The organism is Pseudomonas fluorescens (genome assembly GCF_041354075.1).
Taxonomy (GTDB): Bacteria; Pseudomonadota; Gammaproteobacteria; order Pseudomonadales; family Pseudomonadaceae; genus Aquipseudomonas; species Aquipseudomonas fluorescens_CE.
Genome location: NZ_JARZGC010000005.1, coordinates 165365 through 184991 on the forward strand (window position 1 = coordinate 165365; position 19627 = coordinate 184991).

At 62.5% G+C, this 19627-nt stretch carries 11 protein-coding genes; 4 read left to right on the forward strand and 7 right to left on the reverse strand.

Annotated elements, in window-relative coordinates; genetic code table 11:
* Positions 1 to 4 precede the first annotated feature (4 nt).
* The 3 genes from leuA to xseA all read right to left on the reverse strand — a co-directional run bounded on the left by leuA (position 5) and on the right by xseA (position 4324).
* On the reverse strand, positions 5 to 1684 hold the full coding sequence (gene leuA / locus QIW53_RS08680; protein ID WP_371049221.1) for a 2-isopropylmalate synthase: 1680 nt from the start codon (positions 1682 to 1684) through the stop codon (positions 5 to 7).
* Between the two features lie 435 nt (positions 1685 to 2119).
* On the reverse strand, positions 2120 to 2941 hold the full coding sequence (locus tag QIW53_RS08685; RefSeq protein WP_371049222.1) for a peptidoglycan DD-metalloendopeptidase family protein: 822 nt from the start codon (positions 2939 to 2941) through the stop codon (positions 2120 to 2122).
* Between the two features lie 3 nt (positions 2942 to 2944).
* Positions 2945 to 4324: an exodeoxyribonuclease VII large subunit gene (gene xseA, locus QIW53_RS08690; protein WP_371049223.1), complete on the reverse strand. Its 1380-nt coding sequence runs from the start codon at positions 4322 to 4324 to the stop codon at positions 2945 to 2947.
* 185 nt (positions 4325 to 4509) lie between these two features.
* Here xseA and QIW53_RS08695 point away from each other — a divergent pair, with 185 nt between their 5' ends.
* The 4 genes from QIW53_RS08695 to guaA all read left to right on the forward strand — a co-directional run bounded on the left by QIW53_RS08695 (position 4510) and on the right by guaA (position 9259).
* Entirely contained in the window at positions 4510 to 5277 is a 768-nt protein-coding gene (locus tag QIW53_RS08695) for a sulfite exporter TauE/SafE family protein (RefSeq protein WP_371049224.1), read from the forward strand.
* A 181-nt stretch (positions 5278 to 5458) separates the two neighbouring features.
* Positions 5459 to 6007, forward strand: coding sequence for a sugar ABC transporter ATPase (locus tag QIW53_RS08700; RefSeq protein WP_371049226.1), 549 nt, complete (start codon positions 5459 to 5461; stop codon positions 6005 to 6007).
* Positions 6008 to 6113: 106 nt separating this feature from the next.
* Complete coding sequence (gene guaB / locus QIW53_RS08705; RefSeq protein ID WP_192302600.1) at positions 6114 to 7583, forward strand: IMP dehydrogenase; 1470 nt, start codon at positions 6114 to 6116, stop codon at positions 7581 to 7583.
* Between the two features lie 98 nt (positions 7584 to 7681).
* A complete protein-coding gene (gene guaA / locus QIW53_RS08710; protein WP_371049227.1) occupies positions 7682 to 9259 on the forward strand; it encodes a glutamine-hydrolyzing GMP synthase in 1578 nt (525 codons plus the stop codon).
* Positions 9260 to 9318: 59 nt separating this feature from the next.
* Here the strand turns inward: guaA and QIW53_RS08715 are convergent, their stop codons facing one another.
* The 4 genes from QIW53_RS08715 to QIW53_RS08730 all read right to left on the reverse strand — a co-directional run bounded on the left by QIW53_RS08715 (position 9319) and on the right by QIW53_RS08730 (position 19544).
* Positions 9319 to 10602: an MFS transporter gene (locus QIW53_RS08715; protein ID WP_371049228.1), complete on the reverse strand. Its 1284-nt coding sequence runs from the start codon at positions 10600 to 10602 to the stop codon at positions 9319 to 9321.
* Between the two features lie 40 nt (positions 10603 to 10642).
* Complete coding sequence (locus QIW53_RS08720) at positions 10643 to 11782, reverse strand: mandelate racemase/muconate lactonizing enzyme family protein (protein WP_371049229.1); 1140 nt, start codon at positions 11780 to 11782, stop codon at positions 10643 to 10645.
* A 177-nt stretch (positions 11783 to 11959) separates the two neighbouring features.
* On the reverse strand, positions 11960 to 16246 hold the full coding sequence (locus QIW53_RS08725) for a membrane-targeted effector domain-containing toxin (RefSeq protein WP_371049230.1): 4287 nt from the start codon (positions 16244 to 16246) through the stop codon (positions 11960 to 11962).
* A 199-nt stretch (positions 16247 to 16445) separates the two neighbouring features.
* Positions 16446 to 19544: a dermonecrotic toxin domain-containing protein gene (locus QIW53_RS08730; protein ID WP_371049231.1), complete on the reverse strand. Its 3099-nt coding sequence runs from the start codon at positions 19542 to 19544 to the stop codon at positions 16446 to 16448.
* Between the last annotated feature and the right edge of the window lie 83 nt (positions 19545 to 19627).

Below are 19627 nucleotides of genomic sequence, written 5' to 3' on the forward strand. Positions count from 1 at the left end.
AGGCTTACGCCGCCTTGGCTTCCGGCTGGCTCAGCGAGCGGTTCAGCGCGCTGAACAGGGCCTTGAAGCTGGCGGTGGTGATGTTTTCGTCGATGCCGACGCCATGCACCGCCCGCTCACCGTTGACGCGCAGCTCGATGTAGGCCGCCGCTTTGGCGTGGGTGCCCGCGCCGATGGCGTGTTCGTTGTAGTCCATGATTTCCACCGGGACCGGCAGGCCGGCCACCAGGGCTTCCAATGCACCGTTGCCCTTGCCGCGCCAGTGCAGGTTGGTCTCGCCCTGGCCTTTGCCGGACACTTCCACTTCCACGGCACTGTGGCCGTTTTCTTCCTGCAGGCGATGGCTGACCAGCGCGTACGGGGTGTTGGCTTGCAGGTACTCGCTGTGCAGCAACGCGTGGATCTGCTGGGCGGTCATTTCCAGTCCCAGGCGATCGGTTTCACGCTGCACCACCTGGCTGAACTCGATCTGCATGCGGCGCGGCAGGCTGATGCCGTATTCCGACTCCAGCAGGTAGGCGATGCCGCCCTTGCCCGACTGGCTGTTGACGCGGATGACCGCCTCGTAGCTGCGACCGATGTCGGCCGGGTCGATCGGCAGGTACGGCACTTCCCACAGGGCGTCCGGTTTCTGCTGGGCGAAGCCCTTGCGGATGGCATCCTGGTGCGAGCCGGAGAACGCGGTGTGCACCAGGTCGCCGACGTACGGATGGCGCGGGTGCACCGGGATCTGGTTGCACTCTTCGACGACCTTGCGCACGCCGTCGATGTCGGAGAAGTCCAGCTCGGGGTTCAGGCCCTGGGTGTACATGTTCAGTGCGACGGTCACCAGGTCGACGTTACCGGTGCGCTCGCCGTTGCCGAACAGGCAGCCTTCGACACGGTCGGCGCCGGCCATCAGGCCCAGTTCGGTGGCGGCCACGCCGGTGCCACGGTCGTTGTGGGTGTGCAGGCTGATGATCACGCTGTCACGGCGGTTGATGTGACGGCCGAACCATTCGATCTGGTCGGCATACACGTTCGGCGTCGCGCATTCGACGGTGGCCGGCAGGTTGAGGATCATCTTGTGCTCGGGCGTCGGGTTCCACACCTCGATCACCGCGTCGCAGACTTCCTTGGCGAATTCCAGTTCAGTGGCGCTGAAGGTCTCTGGCGAGTATTCGAACGTCCACTGGGTTTCCGGCTGCTGGGCGGCGTACTTGACGAACAGCTTGGCCGCGCTCACGGCGATTTCCTTGATGCCTTCCTTGTCCTGGTTGAAGACAATGCGGCGGAAGGAAGGGGAGGTCGCGTTGTACAGGTGAACGATGGCTTTTTTCGCCCCGCGCAGGGATTCGAAGGTACGGGCGATCAGGTCTTCACGGCCCTGGGTCAGCACCTGGATGGTGGTGTCGTCCGGGATGTGGTTGTCTTCGATCAGGGTGCGCACGAAGTCGAAGTCGGTCTGCGACGCGGCCGGGAACGAGGCTTCGATTTCCTTCACGCCGACCTGCACCAGGGTTTTCCAGAAACGCAGTTTTTTCACCGCGTCCATCGGCTCGATCAGCGACTGGTTGCCGTCGCGCAGGTCGGAACTGCACCAGATCGGCACGGCGGTGATGGTCTTCGACGGCCAGGTACGGTCCGGGAGGTCGATGGCCGGGAAGGCGCGGTATTTCGAAGACGGGTCTTTGAGCATGCTCATCGGGACAATCCTTATTGTGTGGGCCGAGAAGAGGCGGCCTGCCGGTGGTTCAACTGTTCTTGGGGAAAAGCGTAGGACGAGGCGTCGCGATTCAGCCCGGCAGTCGTGCGCTGACGAGGCACAGGCTGCGGTGCTGGCGAAGCTGAATGAGGGTGTGAGAGGTTTTCATGCCTTCAACCCTAACCGCGAGGGGGGAGGATGGCAAGCAGTCGAAAAAAATTGAGAGAAGTTCTGCTTTTGCGGAGTTTTGAGAGATTTAATCGCGTGGAATGGCTTATTAGGCGCTAGTGTTTGCGCTGTTGATCGAGCGTCCGCAATTGGCGGCAGTGGCGAGTCTCAGGCCCCCCATCGCGGGCAAGCCCGCTCCCACAGGGATCACGCTGAACCTGTGGGAGCGGGCTTGCCCGCGATGAGGCCAGTCGCAGCACAGAATATTCAGGGCTGGAACGCCCCGATAAAGATCGCCGGATCCACCCGCGCATCGTTCAGGCTGACATTCCAGTGCATGTGCGGTCCGGTCGCCCGGCCGGTGGCGCCGACCTTGCCCACCACGCCACCGCGTGCCAGTTGCTGGCCGACCTTCACGTCGATCTTCGACATGTGACAGAACATGCTGATGAAGCCCTGGCCGTGGTCGACGAACACGGTGTTGCCATTGAAGAAGTAGTTGCCGATCAGGATCACCTTGCCGGCGGCGGGGGTCTTGATCGGAGTGCCGGCGGGCACGGCGAAATCCAGGCCCGAGTGCGGGTTGCGCTCCTCACCGTTGAAGAAGCGGCGAACACCGAACTTGCTCGACAGCGGGCCGTTGACCGGTTTGTCCAGCAGCAGGTTGCTGGGGGTGTTCGGGCTGAAGGTGCGGTAGGCGGCGATCTGCTCGGCCAGCTCGCGTTCGATGCGCTTGAGGTTGCTCTGATCCGGGTTGACCTGCTGGGTGTTTTTCAGGGTGATGCGCTGTTCCGGGTATTTCTTGGTGCCGACGGTGAAGTTGAAGTCTCGACCGCCGCTGCTGATCGACTGTACGCCCGGTTTGACCGTCAGCGGCACACCGACAATGGCTCGCCAGTTGTTCTGTTCCTTGATCACCAGCACCGGTTTGCCCTGATAACGGGCGGTCGGCGCCTGTGCGGCGCTGCCCAGGTCGATCACAGCCACGCCACCGGGGACCGGTTTGTTCAACAGGCGGGTGATGTAACTGTCGGCATGGGCGGTGAAGGTCAGGCACAGCAGGAGCAGCGAAGCGAGAAAACGCGGCATGGGTCAATCCAGTAAAGAAAGGGTGACGGGCGTCAGGTGGTTGTCCTCGACCCGCACGTGCAGCTCACCTTCGCCCAATCGGGCTTTCAGGCGCTGGCCATTGTGGGTTTGTGCCGCGTTGCGGATCGCATGGCCGCGTTCGTCCAGCAGGATGCTGTAGCCACGCCCGAGGGTCGCCAGCGGGCTGACCACGTGCAGCGTCTGCACCTGGCTTTGCAGTTGCAGGCGACGGCCCTTCAGCCCTTCGCGCATGGCCCGGGGCAGGCGTTCGGCGAGGATGTCAAGGCGCTGGCGCAACATCGCCAGTTGACGTCCCGGATGCTGCCCGGCCATACGGGTTTCCAGGCGGATCAGGCGTTCGCGACGGGTATTGAGGCTGCGTTCGAAGGCGCGGCGCAGGCGCATGTCCAGGTCATCCAGACGTTGCGCCTGCTGGCGCAGGCGTTCGCCTGGGTGGCGCAGGCGACGAGACACGCCCTCGAGGCGCAGGCGGTCGCGCATCAGGCGGTCACGCATGCGCATCACCAGGCGGCGGTGCAGGCTTTCGACGCGGCGCACCAGGTCGCTGGAGTCCGGTGCCAGCAGTTCGGCGGCGGCCGAGGGCGTGGGGGCGCGGACGTCCGCCACGAAGTCGCTGATCGACACATCGGTTTCATGGCCGACGGCGCTGACAATCGGCGTCACGCAGGCATCCACCGCACGGGCCACGGCTTCTTCGTTGAAGCACCAGAGGTCTTCCAGCGAACCGCCGCCACGGGCGAGGATCAGCGCATCGAACCCCCGGGCGTCCGCCAGTTTCAAGGCGCGGACGATTTGCGCGGTGGCTTCGCGGCCCTGCACTGCGGTGGGGATCAGCGTCAATTGAACTTGCGGCGCCCGGCGGCGGAACACGCTGATGATGTCGCGGATCACCGCGCCGGTCGGCGAGCTGATGATGCCGATGCGTTGCGGATGCGCGGGCAGCGGCACCTTGCGCTCGGCGCTGAACAGGCCTTCGGCGCTGAGTTTTTCCTTCAGCGCATCGAACGCCAGGCGCAGCGCGCCGTCACCGGCCGGTTCGACCGTGTCGAGGATCAACTGATAGTCGCCACGGCCTTCGAACAGCGAAACCTTGCCGCGCACCTTCACCGCCAGGCCATCCTTCAACGCCTGGCGAACCCGCGCGGCGTTCTGCCGGAACAAGGCGCAGCGCACCTGGGCACCGCTGTCCTTGAGGGTGAAATACACATGGCCGGACGCCGGGCGGGCGAGGTTGGAAATTTCGCCTTCGACCCAGATGTTGCTGAACACGTCTTCCAGCAACACCCGCGCGCGGCCGTTGAGCTGGCTGACAGTCAGGACTTCCCGGTCCAGGCCGAGTCTTGCAAAGGGATCTTTAATCATGGGGCGCAGTTTATAGGCATTCGCCGTTCAATCTCCATGACCACGACACATCCGATCGTGGAACGGGCTTGCTGGCGAAAGCGGTGCATCAGTCGATGTCGAAATTGAATGAAATAGCGCTTTCGCGAGCAAGCCCGCTCCCACAGGAGGTAGAGTTCGCTTCGGAATTCAAGGATGACAGGGGAATGAATGTGCTCGAGTTGTTGAACCAATGGCCCTTCGGCCTGACGGACTGGCTGGTGATCGGCCTGGGCATTGCCCTGGCGTATATCGTGTTCGGCATTGCCGGTTTCGGCACGGCGCTGGTGGCGGGGCCGATTCTGATTCTGTTCATGCCGTTGTCGAAAATCGTGCCGCTGCTGGTGTTGCTGGATTTCATCGCGGCGTTCGGCAATCTGCTGCCGTCGCGGCGGGATGTGGCCCGGCCGGAGCTGCTCCGCCTGCTGCCGTGCATGGCGGTGGGCTGCACGCTGGGGGTGATTTTCCTGCTGAACCTGCATTCGGACCTGTTGCTGCTGTTGATGGGGCTGTTCATCAGTGTCTACGCCCTTTACAGCCTGTTGATCAAAAGCCGCCCGACGCAGTTGTCCGCCGCCTGGTCGGTGCCGATGGGCACGGTGGGCGGGCTGTTCGGGGCGTTGTTTGGCAGTGGCGGCTTTCTTTATGCGATCTACCTCAACAGCCGTCTGTCGAAAGAGGCCGCCCGGGCGACCCAGAGTGCGCTGATCAGTTGCAGCACCGTGGTCCGCCTGAGCCTGTTCGCTGTCGCGGGGGTGTATGCCGAGCTACCCTTGTTGATGCTGGCGCTGTGTCTGTTGCCAGCGATGGCACTGGGCCTGTGGATCGGCCGTCGGCTGACCATGAGGCTGTCACGCGAGGCCTTCGTGCAGCTGGTGACCTGGCTGGTGCTGGCCAGCGGAATTGCCTTGATCGGGCGGTATCTGAGCACTTGACCGCAGCGTTTCAGGGATTAAGCTGCCGGCCGCCTTCCCACTGTAGGAGCGAGCATGCTCGCGATGGACGCGCGGACACCGCTGTGTGTCAGGCTGCCAGCGTCATCATTGAGCATTTTCGCGAGCATGCTCGCTCCTACACCGGGGAAAATTTTCAGTATTTGCAGCAGGGCTTGCCCCCATGAACTCCCAAAGCATCATCGTCCCGAAAATTTCCACATTGCCGGTGCACGAACCCCGGGCTCGGGCAATCGTGCGCTGGCTGGTGCGCAAGAACATCATCCACGAAGAATTGACCACCTGCGGGCGCACCGGCAACCGCATGGGCCACGCCATCGCCGAGGGCGCCCGTGCCGTGGTGCTGCACCCTGAAGCGCTGCCGTTCGGCGAGCCGGTCAACGGGCTCGAAATCGTCACCAAGCGCTGCATCTATACACCGGCCAAGGGATTCCTGGAGGAGGCGGGCTGCGCCGGGTGCCGCCAGGAAATCGGCGAAGCGCTGTTCGAAAGCCTGGAAGACTGGATGCCGGGGCGCACCGACAACTTCATCTGCCCCGAATGCGGGCATGAAGATGACATCAATGGCTTTCTGTTCCTCCAGGAATGCGGCTTCTCCAACCTCGGTTTCATCTTCAACAACTGGGCCGAGGCCGGCTTCAAGCAGAGCTTTCTCGATGAATTTGCCGACTGGCTGGATCAGCCCGTCAGTTGGGTCAAGGTCGAGCTCTGAACCCGTACATCCGTAATGCTGATAATAGACAGAGTTTTACATTGAACCCGAGGGGGTGTCTGACTATAATGGCGCGCTTCCATTTTCCCGCTCGGGAGCCCCCGCGATGCTGCGTATCAGCCAAGAAGCTCTGACATTCGACGACATTCTCCTCGTGCCCGGTTATTCCGAGGTGCTTCCTAACGAAGTCAGTCTGAAGACCCGCCTTACCCGTGGCATCGAGCTGAACATTCCTCTGGTTTCTGCCGCCATGGACACCGTCACTGAAGCCCGTCTGGCAATCGCCATGGCTCAGGAAGGTGGCATCGGCATCATCCACAAGAACATGACCATCGAGCAGCAAGCTGCCGAAGTGCGCAAGGTCAAGAAGTTCGAAGCCGGCGTGGTCAAGGACCCGATCACCATCGAGGCTGACGCCACGGTGCGCGATCTGTTCGAACTGACCCGTCTGCACAACATTTCCGGCGTCCCGGTCCTGCACGACGGCGACCTGGTCGGCATCGTCACTTCCCGTGACGTGCGTTTCGAAAGCCGCCTGGACGCCAGCGTCCGCGACGTGATGACGCCCAAAGAGCGTCTGGTCACCGTCAAGGAAGGCGCCGACAAGAACGACGTTCGCGAACTGCTGCACAAGCACCGCATCGAACGCGTGCTGATCGTCGACGACAAGTTCGCCCTCAAGGGCATGATGACCGTCAACGACATCGAAAAAGCCAAGGCTTACCCGCTGGCCAGCAAGGACGATCAAGGTCGTCTGCGCGTTGGCGCTGCCGTCGGTACCGGCAAAGACACCGGTGAGCGCGTGGCCGCCCTGGTCAATGCCGGGGTTGACGTGGTGGTGGTCGACACCGCCCACGGTCACTCCAAGGGCGTGATCGACCGCGTTCGCTGGGTCAAGCAGAACTTCCCTGAAGTGCAGGTCATCGGCGGCAACATCGCCACCGGCGCTGCCGCCAAGGCCCTGGCCGAAGCGGGCGCCGACGCCGTCAAGGTCGGTATCGGCCCAGGCTCGATCTGCACCACCCGTATCGTCGCCGGTGTCGGCGTCCCGCAAATCAGTGCCATCGCCAACGTCGCCGCTGCCCTTGAAGGCACCGGCGTTCCGTTGATCGCCGACGGCGGCATCCGTTTCTCCGGTGACCTGTCCAAGGCCATCGTTGCCGGTGCTTCCTGCGTGATGATGGGCTCGATGTTCGCCGGTACCGAAGAGGCGCCGGGCGAGATCGAACTGTTCCAGGGCCGTTCTTACAAGGCTTACCGTGGCATGGGCTCGCTGGGCGCCATGTCCCAGGCTCAAGGCTCTTCCGACCGTTACTTCCAGGATTCCTCGGCCGGCGCCGAGAAACTGGTTCCGGAAGGCATCGAAGGGCGTGTCCCGTACAAGGGCAGCCTGAGCGCGATCATCCACCAGTTGATGGGTGGCCTGCGTTCCTCGATGGGCTACACCGGCAGCGCCGACATCGAACAGATGCGCACCATCCCCGAGTTCGTGCGGATCACCGGCGCAGGCATGGCCGAGTCCCACGTACACGACGTACAGATCACCAAGGAAGCGCCAAACTACCGCGTAGGTTGAGCCTTCAAGCAAAAAGTTTACGACCGGGGCTGTTTTATTCAGCCCCGAGTTGTTTCTGAATCACGACTGTTTCTGAATGACTTAGACGAGACTGAATCATGGCCCTCGATATTCACGCTCACCGCATCCTGATCCTCGATTTCGGTTCCCAGTACACCCAGCTGATCGCCCGCCGCGTGCGTGAAATTGGTGTGTACTGCGAACTGCATCCGTTCGACATGGACGACGAAGCGATTCGCGAATTCGCGCCAAAGGGGATCATCCTCGCGGGTGGCCCGGAGTCGGTACACGTGGCGGACAGCCCGCGCGCGCCACAGGCAGTCTGGGACCTGGGCGTACCGGTGTTCGGCATCTGCTACGGCATGCAGACCATGGCCGAGCAGTTGGGCGGCAAGGTGGAAGGCTCCGAGCTGCGTGAGTTCGGTTACGCCCGTGTCGATGTGGTCGGCAAGAGCCGCCTGCTGGACGGTATCGAAGACCACGTCGACGCCGACGGCCTGTTCGGCCTCGACGTGTGGATGAGCCACGGTGACAAGGTCACCAAGATGCCGGGCGACTTCCACGTCCTGGCCAGCACCCCGAGCTGCCCGATCGCCGGCATGTTCAGCGACGAGCGCGCCTACTACGGCGTGCAGTTCCACCCGGAAGTGACCCACACCAAACAGGGCGGTCGCATCCTGTCGCGCTTCGTCCTCGACATCTGTGGCTGCGAAGCGCTGTGGACCCCGTCGAAGATCGCCGAAGACGCCATCGCCCAGGTGCGCGCCCAGGTCGGCACCGACAACGTGCTGCTGGGCCTGTCCGGCGGTGTCGACTCCTCGGTGGTTGCCGCGCTGCTGCACAAGGCAATCGGCGACCAACTGACCTGCGTCTTCGTCGACAACGGCCTGCTGCGCCTGCACGAAGGCGAGCAAGTGATGGCCATGTTCGCCGAGAACATGGGCGTCAAGGTGATCCGCGCCAACGCCGAAGAGCAGTTCCTCAACAACCTGGCCGGCGAAGCCGACCCGGAGAAGAAGCGCAAGATCATCGGCCGTACCTTCATCGACGTGTTCGATGCCGAATCCTGCAAGCTGGACAACATCAAGTACCTGGCCCAGGGCACCATCTACCCGGACGTGATCGAGTCGGCTGGCGCGAAAAGCGGCAAGGCCCACGTGATCAAGTCGCACCACAACGTGGGCGGCCTGCCGGAAGAGATGAACCTGAAGCTGGTCGAGCCACTGCGCGAACTGTTCAAGGACGAAGTCCGCCGTCTGGGCCTGGAACTGGGTCTGCCGTACGACATGGTCTACCGCCACCCGTTCCCGGGCCCGGGCCTGGGCGTGCGGATCCTCGGTGAAGTGAAGAAGGAATACGCCGACCTGCTGCGTCGCGCCGACCACATCTTCATCGAAGAACTGCGCAAGGCCGACTGGTACCACAAGGTCAGCCAGGCCTTCGTGGTGTTCCAGCCGGTGAAATCGGTAGGTGTGGTGGGCGATGGCCGTCGTTACGCCTGGGTCGTGGCCCTGCGTGCCGTGGAAACCATCGACTTCATGACCGCCCGTTGGGCGCACCTGCCGTACGAACTGCTGGAAACCGTCAGCGGCCGTATCATCAATGAAATCGAAGGCATCTCCCGCGTCACCTACGACGTGTCGAGCAAGCCGCCTGCGACGATTGAGTGGGAATAAGCTGAAACCAACAAGGGCGCCAAAAGGCGCCCTTGTCGTATCTGGATCACTCGCAATTCTCAGCGCACAACCGCCGCTACAGCCGAGCCTTGATGACTCTGCCCCTTCACCGCCAACACCACCACCAACATCCCCAACCCACACACCGCCGCCGAGATGATGAAGGCCACGTTGTAGCCGCCGCCGTATTGAACGACCAGCCCGGTCAGCGTGGGCGCGATGATCCCGGCGATGTTGGCCAGCAGGTGAACGAAGCCACCGGTGCCGCCGACGCGGTTTTTCGGCACGATGTCCTGGATCAGCGCCCAGCAGATCTGTGGGGTGACGAACAGGAACACGCTGGAGACGGTGATGCAGGCCACCGCCATGCCCAGCGAGGTCACCTGGGTGGTGATCAGCACGCAGGTCGCCGCAACGCCCAGGCCCAGGGTGAGCATGATTTTGCGGGCAAGGATGACGTTACCGAGCCGTTTGGTCAGGGCATCGGTCAGGAAGCCGCCACCGAGGAATCCCACTGCCGCGCCGAGCCAGGGGATGACGCCGATGATGCTCATGCTCTTGATGTCCAGGTGCTGGTAGTCCATCAGGTAGCTGGGGAGCCAGGTGAGGAAGAAGTACAGCACGTAGTTGAAGCAGAAGAACGCGGTCGCGACCGCCAGCACCGGGATGGAGAAGATGTAGCTGAACAGGCTGCGGCCTTCTTCAACGTTTTCCACCAGCACTTCCTCGCGGCCCGCGCGAATGAAGTCGCGCTCGGCCTGGGAAACGCTCGCATGCTGATCCGGGGTGTCCTTGAAGATCATCAGCCAGGCCAGCAACCACAGGGCGCCCAGCACGGCGATGACGACGAAGGAAATGCGCCAGCCGAAGTTGAACGCCACCAGTCCGACCACCGGGCCGGCCAGGGCCGCGCCCAAGGGTTGCCCGCAGTTGGTGAAGCCCAGCGCCCGTCCCGCTTCCTGGCGCGGAAACCAGTTGGTGATCGACTTGTTGGTGGTGGTGCCCATCGGCCCCTCACCCATGCCGAACAACACCCGGAAGATCAGCAGTTGCAGGTAACCGGTGATGACCGCAGTCAGGCCGCAGAACACCGACCAGCTGCCGGCGGCCCAGGCGAACACCTTTTTCGGCCCGTATTTGTCCGCCGCCCAGCCGCCGATGAAGCACAGGGCGCAGTAGCCGAAGAAAAACGAGCTGAAGATGAAACCCATTTGCGCATCGTCGATGTGCAGTTCGGTCTTGAGCAGTGGCGCGACCACCGAGAGCGCCGCGCGGTCCAGGTAATTGAGCATGCCGGCGAAGAACAGCAGCCCGGCAATGTTCCAACGGTAATAGCCTTTCATTCTTTTATGGCCTTTATTATTGACAGAAAACAGCGGGGGCTCAATCGATCAAAGTCCGTTCCAGGCAGTAGTCTTCGATCACTTGCAGATCCGGTTTGAAACCCAGGCCGGCGTCAGTCGGCAGTTCCATGCGGGGCTTGAAGGCCAGGGCGGGGTAGAGCAGGCGTTCGAATTCAATGAACGGCACCTCCACCGCCACTTCCTGGGGCAGCAACGTGCACAGGTGCGCCACGGCCAACAGGCCAGGGCCGAAATAGAAGCAGTGCGGTACGACTTTCACGCCGTGTTGGCGCGCCAGGGCAAACACCTGGAGCATGGCGCCGATGCCGCCGATTTTCGCCACGCTGGGTTGCACGACGTCAATCGCCTGCTGTTCCAGCAGGGTCTTGATGCCTTGCACGCCGGCAGCGTTCTCCCCGGCGGACAGCGGCACGCCGTTGCGACGTACCAGCGCCAGCCCGGCGGCATCGTCAGGTGGCCAGACCGGTTCCTCCAGCCAGGTCAGTTCCAGCGCGCGCAAGCGCTCGGCGACTTCGCTGGCTTCAGCCACCGACCATGGGCAATTCACATCCACCATCAACTCGCCGGCCGCTACAGGCAGTGCCCGGCGGGCAGCGGCTATCGCGTCGACGTGGGTTTCGTGCAGTTTGATCTTGCGAAAGCCCAGGTCGCGGGCACGGCTGACTTGTCGATAGACTTCGTCAGGATCGTTGCCATAGCTGACCAGGCTCGCATACAGCTCGAGCGTACGCGCGGTGCCACCCAGCAGTTGGTACAGGGGAACGCCAGCGACCTGGGCCGCGAGGTCCCACAGGGCGATGTCGATGCCCGAAAGGGCGTAGACCATCGCGCCGGTCGAGCCAAAGCCATGCAAGGCGCGACGCGCCTTTTCCAGGGTCTTCTCGCGATCTGCCAGCGACGTGCCGATGAACATCGGGCCGACGACCGCCGACAACGCCTGGTACGTCACCGGATTGGAGCCGTGCCCGAAGGCTTCACCCCAGCCCACCAATCCGGTGTCCGTGGTGATTTTCAGCATCAGGCTCTGCATGCGCTGATGGCTCGGCGAGGCGGCATTGAAAGCGTCGTCGTCCTTGGCCTGGCCGTGATTCTGCCGTTGGCTGGCGCCGGTACTGAACGGGATGCTGATGCGAATAACTTCGATGCTGCTGATGATCACAGGTCGATCTTCCCCATTTTTTATGAATTGTGGGTCTGCCCTGTACAGGTACGTCATCGTACAACATCAAAAGTGGCTGGGAAACATTTTGTCACATGGAGGGGCGCAGGCGTCGGTTTGCACCCGGTCTCGCCCCGGATCGGGGCATTCGGGACGAGACAGGGTGGTATCATTCGATCAGCTGGCCAGGGTCATGCCTCGCTCATCCAGTGCCTTGAACAGGGCCTGCATGCTGTCGAAGCGTTTCTGGTGCAACGTCGGCCAGGCCGGACGCTCGATGAAATAGCGACCGGATTCAAAGCGAACGGGTGTCCTGGCAATGGCACCGTCTCGCCCCCGATGAATCAGCGAAGTGCTTTCGAGCTCCTTTTGCAGGCTGTACATCCCCGGACGGGGCAATAACTGTTCGATCTCCTGTGCCGACTGTGCGTGGAACGGGGTGGGGAATTGCAGACGCAGATCGCTCCTGACGTGAGCGGCGGGCCTGCCTTCATTGTCGACGAAGGTTTGTCCGGGATCCGGCTCGTAGCCGCGCGACGGCCCTTTGGTCACATCCTCGATGCGCAGCCCGATAGCCTTGTCCAGTTCACTGACTCCGGCGACACCTTCATAGGTGTTCGCATGTGAATTGCCCATCAGCGCCACCCATTTGTGTGACCCGCGCACGGCCTGATCGGCGTCGATCACGGTATGGGCGTAGTAATTCATCATCTGTTGCCGGGTCGTCTTGCCCAGGCCCGACAGGCCTTCAAGGCGATAACTGGTCATGCAGTCGATGGCCTGGATCCGTATGCCGTGGCGGTTGGCTTCTTTCACCAGCTCGAGGAAGTTGAAACGTTGCAGGGGGTCCGTCCCATGGCCCTGATCAAGGCTTTGCAGGTACAACTCCAGATCCCTGGGCATGACCGAGGTCTTGGCGAAGTTGTCCAACGCGGCCTGATGGAAGTCGGTGAGCAGATGCTCCATGTACAGGGTTTTCACGCCCTTGCGAGAGAGCATCGGCATCTGTTCGATCAACCATTGCTTGCTGCCGATTTCGGCATGACTTTCACCGATGACCAGCCCGTCGAAATGTTCGATCCACCAGTCGATGAATGACTCGGCGCTGGAAGCCGGGTCGAGGGGCGGCATCGCCGGACGCGGTGCAAGGTTCAATTCGGCATAGAAGCGCGTGGCCGCGTCGCGCAGGTTTTTGCGTAGGGCCTTGAACACTTCCAGGGGGGAGTCGCCACTGATGCTCACGATGTGATCCCCCAGTGATCGGCCGCCCGGTGCAGAGGCGGCCTGTTTCAGTCTTGCGCGATACGGGTGGGGAATTTCATAGGGCGAACGGAACAGCGCGGTGTCGGGCAGCGTCGATTGCGCTGTGGTCTGGTCGCGAGTGACGGACGTGGAGGGCGACGGCTCGCGCACTGGCGATTCGCCCGCCAGAGGGTCAATGCGCACACGCGTCAGCGACAAGCCTTCATCCTCAATCCCCAGGGCCAGTTCATGGACGCTGTCGAAGTGCCGTCCACTGACCATGCCCCATCGCGGGCGCACGACAAAAAAGCCGCCGGCATCGTGCTGGATCGGTGTCTGCACCAGTGAACCGTCGCTGCTGCGATGGATGAGCGTGTCGTTGTCCTGGATCATGAACATGCCGCCCCTGGGCAAGGCATTTTCGACGCTGTTGGCGGTGATCGTCGGCGGCGGGCCGTCCAGTTGCAGGCGCAGATCGCTCTTGAGCAAATCAATGGGGTTGCCCAGCAGGTCCCGCACCTTTTTCCCTGGATCGGCCCCCAGGCCATTCGCCCTGCCGACGGGCAATTCTTCCACGCGAAGGGAGACGGCACCTTGCAGTTCGCTGACGCCGGCGACGCGTTTGAAGGTGCTGGCACGCACTTCGTCCACCAATGCCACCCAGCGGTTGGCCCCGTGAGCGGCCTGGTCTGCGCGGATCGCGGTGTCGGAAAAGTAATTCATCATCTTGCGGCTGCTGGCCTCCGTGGTCCGCTCCATGTGCGGGAAGCGGCGGCTGGCCATGCAGTCGATGGCTTGTACGCGAAGATGGTTTTTCTGCGCCGCCTTGACCAGCGCCGTGTAGCTGTGGGGGCCGGTCGGGTCGCTGCCGAAGCGGACATCCAGCGCCTGCAGCGATTCCTCGAGCGCGGACGGCATCTTCCCGGTGCGATGGAACAGGTCGAGATCCGCCTGGTGGAAATCGGTCAGCAGATGATCCAGGTACAGGGTTCTGACCTTCTGCTTGTTCAGCACTTTGAAGTTGTCGATCAGCACTTGCCGGGGGCCCGTGGCGGCGGTGTCCTGACCGATCACCAGGCCGGGCGCCTCCTTGAACAGGCGCTTGCTCATGTCGGCAAACGGGGTCGAGGGTTTGAAGGCCGGCACCGTCGGGCGCGGCGGCACGCTCGGGGCGCTGTAGAAGTCGATGGCGTCGTCATACAGGCTGCGGCGCAGGCTCTTGAAGTCCTGATAGAGGCTGTCGCTGCCGTGCACCGGGTCCAGCGGGAAATCCTCGACTCGGCTTTGCGCCAATGCCCGCAGCGCCGGTGTCGACGTGGGCGGAACGTCATACGGCATCGGGGGCGTCGCCGTCTCTGGCAGCGCGCTGGCGGTGTGGCCCCAGGGCCATTCGCCGAAAATCTTCATGCCGCCCCGCAGGCCGGGACGCGCGACCGGTTGCCATTTCAGCGCCTCGTTCAGGCGCACTGGCACATTGCGATAAAACGAATGCGGATGAAGCGGATCGACGATGACCCAGCCGCGGATCTGCTCGACGTAACGCACCGCATAGAACCCATCGCTGCCAGCGCGACGCATGTAGATGTAATGCTTGCCGGACGCAGTGGTGATGATCTCCTGGAATTTCGGGCTATCGGTCTGGACCATCGTGGCTTCGCCGACCGTGGTCTTGAAGGCCGCGAGAAAGTCTTCCGGCGCGGCGGGGAGCACCTGTTTCGGGGCGATCTCCTGCAGTGTCGGCAGTGGCGTCCGGGCCTGCTCGGCAAACAGCAGATGCTCTTCTTCCTCGATCAGCATCGAGGTTTCGGCGATTTCCGGAAGCTCCGGGCCCTTGAGGAACGTGGCGTTGAACAGCGTGTCGATGGCGGTGAAAATCGCTGCGGTCACCGCCGATTTGCGCGCGCCCGGGGTTTTGCCGTTGACCGCCTGGTCGATCTGCAGGCCAACGTTGGCGATACCCGCGCCGACGACCGCCAGAGCGACCGGCCAGCCCACGGCGGCCATGGGACCGAACATTTTGTTGAAGGCGTTGAGGTAGCCGATCCACAGTTTTTTACGCAGCTCGCCATTGGAGTGCAGCATGAACTCGGCGTCGCTGATCATGCGCGCATGGGTGGCGCTCGCCAGAAAGGTGAAGGCATCGCCGTCCAGGGCTTCGGCGCTGTGTTCCACCAGTTGGTGATCGTTGCTGTCCCAGGTGCTGACCAGCAGGTCCAGCACGTGATTGAGCCCGACGTTCTCGATGTGCGGCTCACGGAACAACAGGGCGACGAGGTTCACGCCTGGATTCTCCAGAGAGAGCCAACTGCGCTTGGCACTCTGGCGCGAGGACGTGTCTTGCATGATGTCGTGGTCGGCGACCTGGAAGTGCGCCATTAAACGTTTGCGGTCCGATGGCTTGCCGATTTTCGACAGGACCCACCAGTGCACATGACGATCGGACTGCAAGGCGTGCACGCCCCAGATTTCGCCAGGGGTGTAGATCATTTTCCGGCCCTGGGCATCGACGATGCACAGGATGTCGGTGGCCACGAACCCGCCGATCTTCAGCAGGCTGACACGCACGCCCTTGGCTGGCGGTGCTTCGTCTTCGAGCATCTGTCGCGTCACCGGCCAACGGATGTTTCCCGCGACGGCGCTGACCACCGTCTTGAAGTTTTGATCGGATAGCCGGCCGCTTTCACGGTCTTCCATGGCCTTGGCGAGGAAGGTGCACTTGGCCAGCGCGCGGAAGGTTTTGCTGTGCTTGTTCCAGAACGACTTGATCTTTTGCCGGTAGTGATCGGCGAAGTCGATCTCCCAGAAAGCCTTCAACACGACCTTGGCGTGCAGCCGGACTTCATTGCTTTCGTCATAGTTTTGCGCGTCCGGCCCGGCGGTGTAGAAACCGGCGTCGGCGTCCAGCAGGTCGGCGTTGTCCTGGTCATGCACGTTGAAGCGCTGGATCACCAGTTGCGGCAGGGTCATCGATTCGCGCGGGGTTTCGAGCCGGTGTTCCCAGCCGGTAAAGGTGCGCGGGCTGCTTTGGGCGGCGCGAAAGCGGTGGAAATAAACCTGTTCGGGCTCCAGGTGGGCAAGGTCATGTCTGACAAGAATGTCCCGGGCGATGGCGCAGGCCATTTCATACAGGTCGGGGCAGGCTTCGACCATGGTCGGAACCAGCGCCTTGAGTGCCTCTCTGTCAGCGGCGTTGGGCAGTGCGGGGTCTTTTTGAGTGTCCACAGGCTTTCCTTGATCGTGGGTGGGTGAAAACAGCCGCGATCATTTCAGGCCGGAGGGCGATGGGTCTGTCAGACGTCAGGGCACCGTGATGTCGGATCAAGGATGGGGTGCATAGGAAAACGTCGCGCCAGACGAGCGAATCCTGAACCCGCACAGGCCGAACACGGCCCGGCGGGTCATTGAACATCGAGCAGGCTGATCAACTCGGGATACGGTTCTGCAGCACCAGCCCCATGCCATTGAGTGCGTGCGACAGCTGATCGATGCTGGCGAACGGCTTGCCGCTGACCTGGGTCCACGCCGGGCGATTGATGCAGACGTTGCCATCGGCCATGGGCTCCACGGCGGTTCGCATAAGGGAGCCACTGGTACCGCGATGGACGAGGGTGTACGCATCCCCGGCCTTCTCGAACAGGTACATCCCCTTGCGATACAGCAAGCGCTGGAGATACTCGTCGGTGCGTGTCAGCTGAGGCACTTCCACTTGCAGGCGCAAGTCCGCCTGCAGCGTATCGGCGGTTCCGCGCGTGTTGTCGTCGGTGAAAAAGGGCCCGCGATCGACGTCGATACCAGGATCGATCTCCAGGCGCTGCCCTTGCCCCGGGTTGACGTCTTCGATCCGCACACCGATGCCACCTTCCAGCTCAGCGAGCCCTGCCAGGCCTCTGAAGGTGTTGGTGCTCTCGGCACCGGTCAGTATCAGCCACTTGCCTTGACCGTTCAGTAACTTGTCGGTGAACATGATTTCGTTGGTCAGGTGATTGGCCATCATCTGTTCGTCCACGGCGGTTTGCGGGACCGGTCTGCGATAGTTCGCCGCGCAATCCAGGGCCTGGACGCGCACCCCATTGGCCTGCGCGCTCTTGACCAGTTCCAGCTGGTTGAATCGGCCGGTGGGGTCGGTGCCCAGACGTCGCAGATAGCTCAGCAGGTCCTCGGACATGACACCGCTGGTGAAGTAGTCGTTGAGATCTGCCTGGGCAAAGTCGGCCAGCAATCGACGCATGTAAATGGTTTTCAGCCCTTGGGCCGCCATAGAGGGCATGTTCTCGATCACCAGACGCATGCTGGTGAGCCGGTCAAGGGTTTCACCGATGACCAGGCCGGGCGCTTCGATGAACACACGTTCCACCAACGCACTGAACGATGTCGAAGGCTCCAGGGTGGGGATTGTCGGGCGCACAGGCAGGCTTTGCCACTGCAGGTTTGCATAGAAGCGCCTGCTCGACAGCAGCAGTGCCCGCGCTTTCTCGGCAAAGTTCGGGGCATAGCGGTCGGGCACGACCAGTGCGCCGCCGGGGCCGATCTGCACTCGAACGTGGGTTTCGGGAATGCCCAGTGCCCAGCGTTTCAGACGGGGCAAGGCGTGCCTGTCGACATCGTAGGCGGTCGTCACCATCCGCGGGGCCGAAGCGTCGGATAACTCTGTTTCTTCAGTGCGGGACGGCAGGGTTTCCAGCGAGTTTTCCGTCTGCGAACCTTCCAGCGATGAGTCCAGTTCGAGCACACAGCCTTTGCCAAAGCATTGCCCGCCCGCCGGCAAACGCAGCCTGGGCATCCGTTCCCATTGGCCTTCGGCGTTCAGGTGCACGGGCAGTGAGTGGATGAACTGGTTGGGCCTGGCGGGATCGACGATGGCCCAGTACCCGCCGCCCCGGGCGTCGGGAAAGTAGCGCACGTAGTAGGCGCTGTCGTCGATCAGGATGGCGTGAGGCGGATCGCCGTCGAGCGTGTAGATGCCCTGGAATTTTCCGGGCTCGCTGATCGGGGTTTTGCCATCCAGCAGTTCGTTGGTTTGAAATTTTTGCGGTATGTCGCGGGGGCGAACCGGTTCTGCGGGCGCGCGGGGGATTTCCCCCGGAGTCGGCAAAGCCCCCTCGGTCTGTACCTCAGGCTTGCTGGGAGGCGCGGGTTCTTCCGGGGGGCGCAGCGCTTCGGAATACTCATCCCATTCCGCCGCTTCGGCCGCGTCGACCTCGACGCCGACCTCGGCCATTGGCCCGACACCTTTGAGAAACGGCAAGTTGAACAGCACGTCGATGGCATTGAAGATCGCCCCGATCACGCCGTCCTTGCGCTCGGCGGCCGTCTTGCCATTCACCGCCTGATCGATGTTCAGGCCCATGCTCGCCACCCCGGCGCCAATCACCGGCAGCGCCACCGGCCAGCCGACGGCGGCCATCGGGCCGAACACCTTCAGGCCGGCACTCAGGTAGCCGATCCAGAGCTTTTTGCGCAGATCGCCATTGGAGGTCAGTGCCAGATCGGCTTCATGGGCCATCGTGCGGCGAGTCGAATCGCGCAACCAAGCGAAGGCGTCCCCGCTGATGGACTGGTCTTTCTGATTGATCAGATGGTGATCGGCCTGACCCCAGGTGCTCACCAGGCGATTCATCAGGTCGGCCAGGTGATCGTCGATGGCCTGGCGTTCGGACAGCGGGAAGTGGTTCATGAAGGCGCGGCGAAGCGCTTCATCGTTCATTTGCGTGAGGATCCAGCCGTGCAGGTCCGAGGGCGTTTCGAACACATGGAATGCCTGGCGTTCACCTGGCAGGTAGAGGATCTGCCGGCCCTTGGCATCGAGGATGCGCAGGATATTGCTGGCACCATGCCCGGCGATATCCAGTGCCGCGACGCGCAGGTTCGGGCCGGGTGCGAACTCGGTTCGCAACAGCCTCAAGGTGACGGGCCAGGTGAGTGAGCCGATCACGGCATCGAGTGCGGTTTGCCAATCATCGTCGCTCAACTGCCCATTGTCGCGGGCTTCGACGGCGCGGCCGAGGAAGGTGCATTTGGCCAGCGTGCGGAAATCGCCGGACCAGGCGTCCCAGAACGTGTGCAGTTGCTGGCGGTACAACCGGCTGAAGTCGATGTCCCAGAAGGCCTTCAGCACCTCGTTGCCGTGCAGAGGCACTTCATTGCTGGCATCGAAATTTTGCGCCTCGGGGCCTGCGGTGTAGAACCCGCCGTACAGGTCCAGCAGGTCGGCGTTGTCCTGGTCGGTGGCGCGGAAACGGTGGATCACCAGTTGCGTCAGGGTCAGGGATTCATAAGGCTTTTCGCCGTAATGCTGCCAACCGGTGAACGACGTTTCCAGGCTTTGCGCGGACTTGAAACGATGGAAATACACCTGGTCGGGGTCCAGATGGCTGAGACCATGCTGGACCAGCAGGTGGGCGGCCACTTCGTGGGCCGCATCGTGCAGGCTTGGACAGGCCCTGACGACGTGGGCGGCGAGAATCTTCAGGGCCGCCTTGTCGGCGGCATTGGGCAAGGGACGCGGTTGTTTCGGGTTCATTGGCTCGATTCCTTGAGAACGGGGACGGCGAGGGTGAACCATTCGATCCGGGGCGGTGCGCTACATATGTACCGCACCCGCGC

Bases quoted from the DNA above. Each gene is read 5' to 3' on its own strand.
- leuA (WP_371049221.1), bottom strand. From the start codon at position 1,684: ATGAGCATGCTCAAAGACCCGTCTTCGAAATACCGCGCCTTCCCGGCC.
- QIW53_RS08685 (WP_371049222.1), bottom strand. From the start codon at position 2,941: ATGCCGCGTTTTCTCGCTTCGCTGCTCCTGCTGTGCCTGACCTTCACC.
- xseA (WP_371049223.1), bottom strand. From the start codon at position 4,324: ATGATTAAAGATCCCTTTGCAAGACTCGGCCTGGACCGGGAAGTCCTG.
- QIW53_RS08695 (WP_371049224.1), top strand. From the start codon at position 4,510: ATGAATGTGCTCGAGTTGTTGAACCAATGGCCCTTCGGCCTGACGGAC.
- QIW53_RS08700 (WP_371049226.1), top strand. From the start codon at position 5,459: ATGAACTCCCAAAGCATCATCGTCCCGAAAATTTCCACATTGCCGGTG.
- guaB (WP_192302600.1), top strand. From the start codon at position 6,114: ATGCTGCGTATCAGCCAAGAAGCTCTGACATTCGACGACATTCTCCTC.
- guaA (WP_371049227.1), top strand. From the start codon at position 7,682: ATGGCCCTCGATATTCACGCTCACCGCATCCTGATCCTCGATTTCGGT.
- QIW53_RS08715 (WP_371049228.1), bottom strand. From the start codon at position 10,602: ATGAAAGGCTATTACCGTTGGAACATTGCCGGGCTGCTGTTCTTCGCC.
- QIW53_RS08730 (WP_371049231.1), bottom strand. From the start codon at position 19,544: ATGAACCCGAAACAACCGCGTCCCTTGCCCAATGCCGCCGACAAGGCG.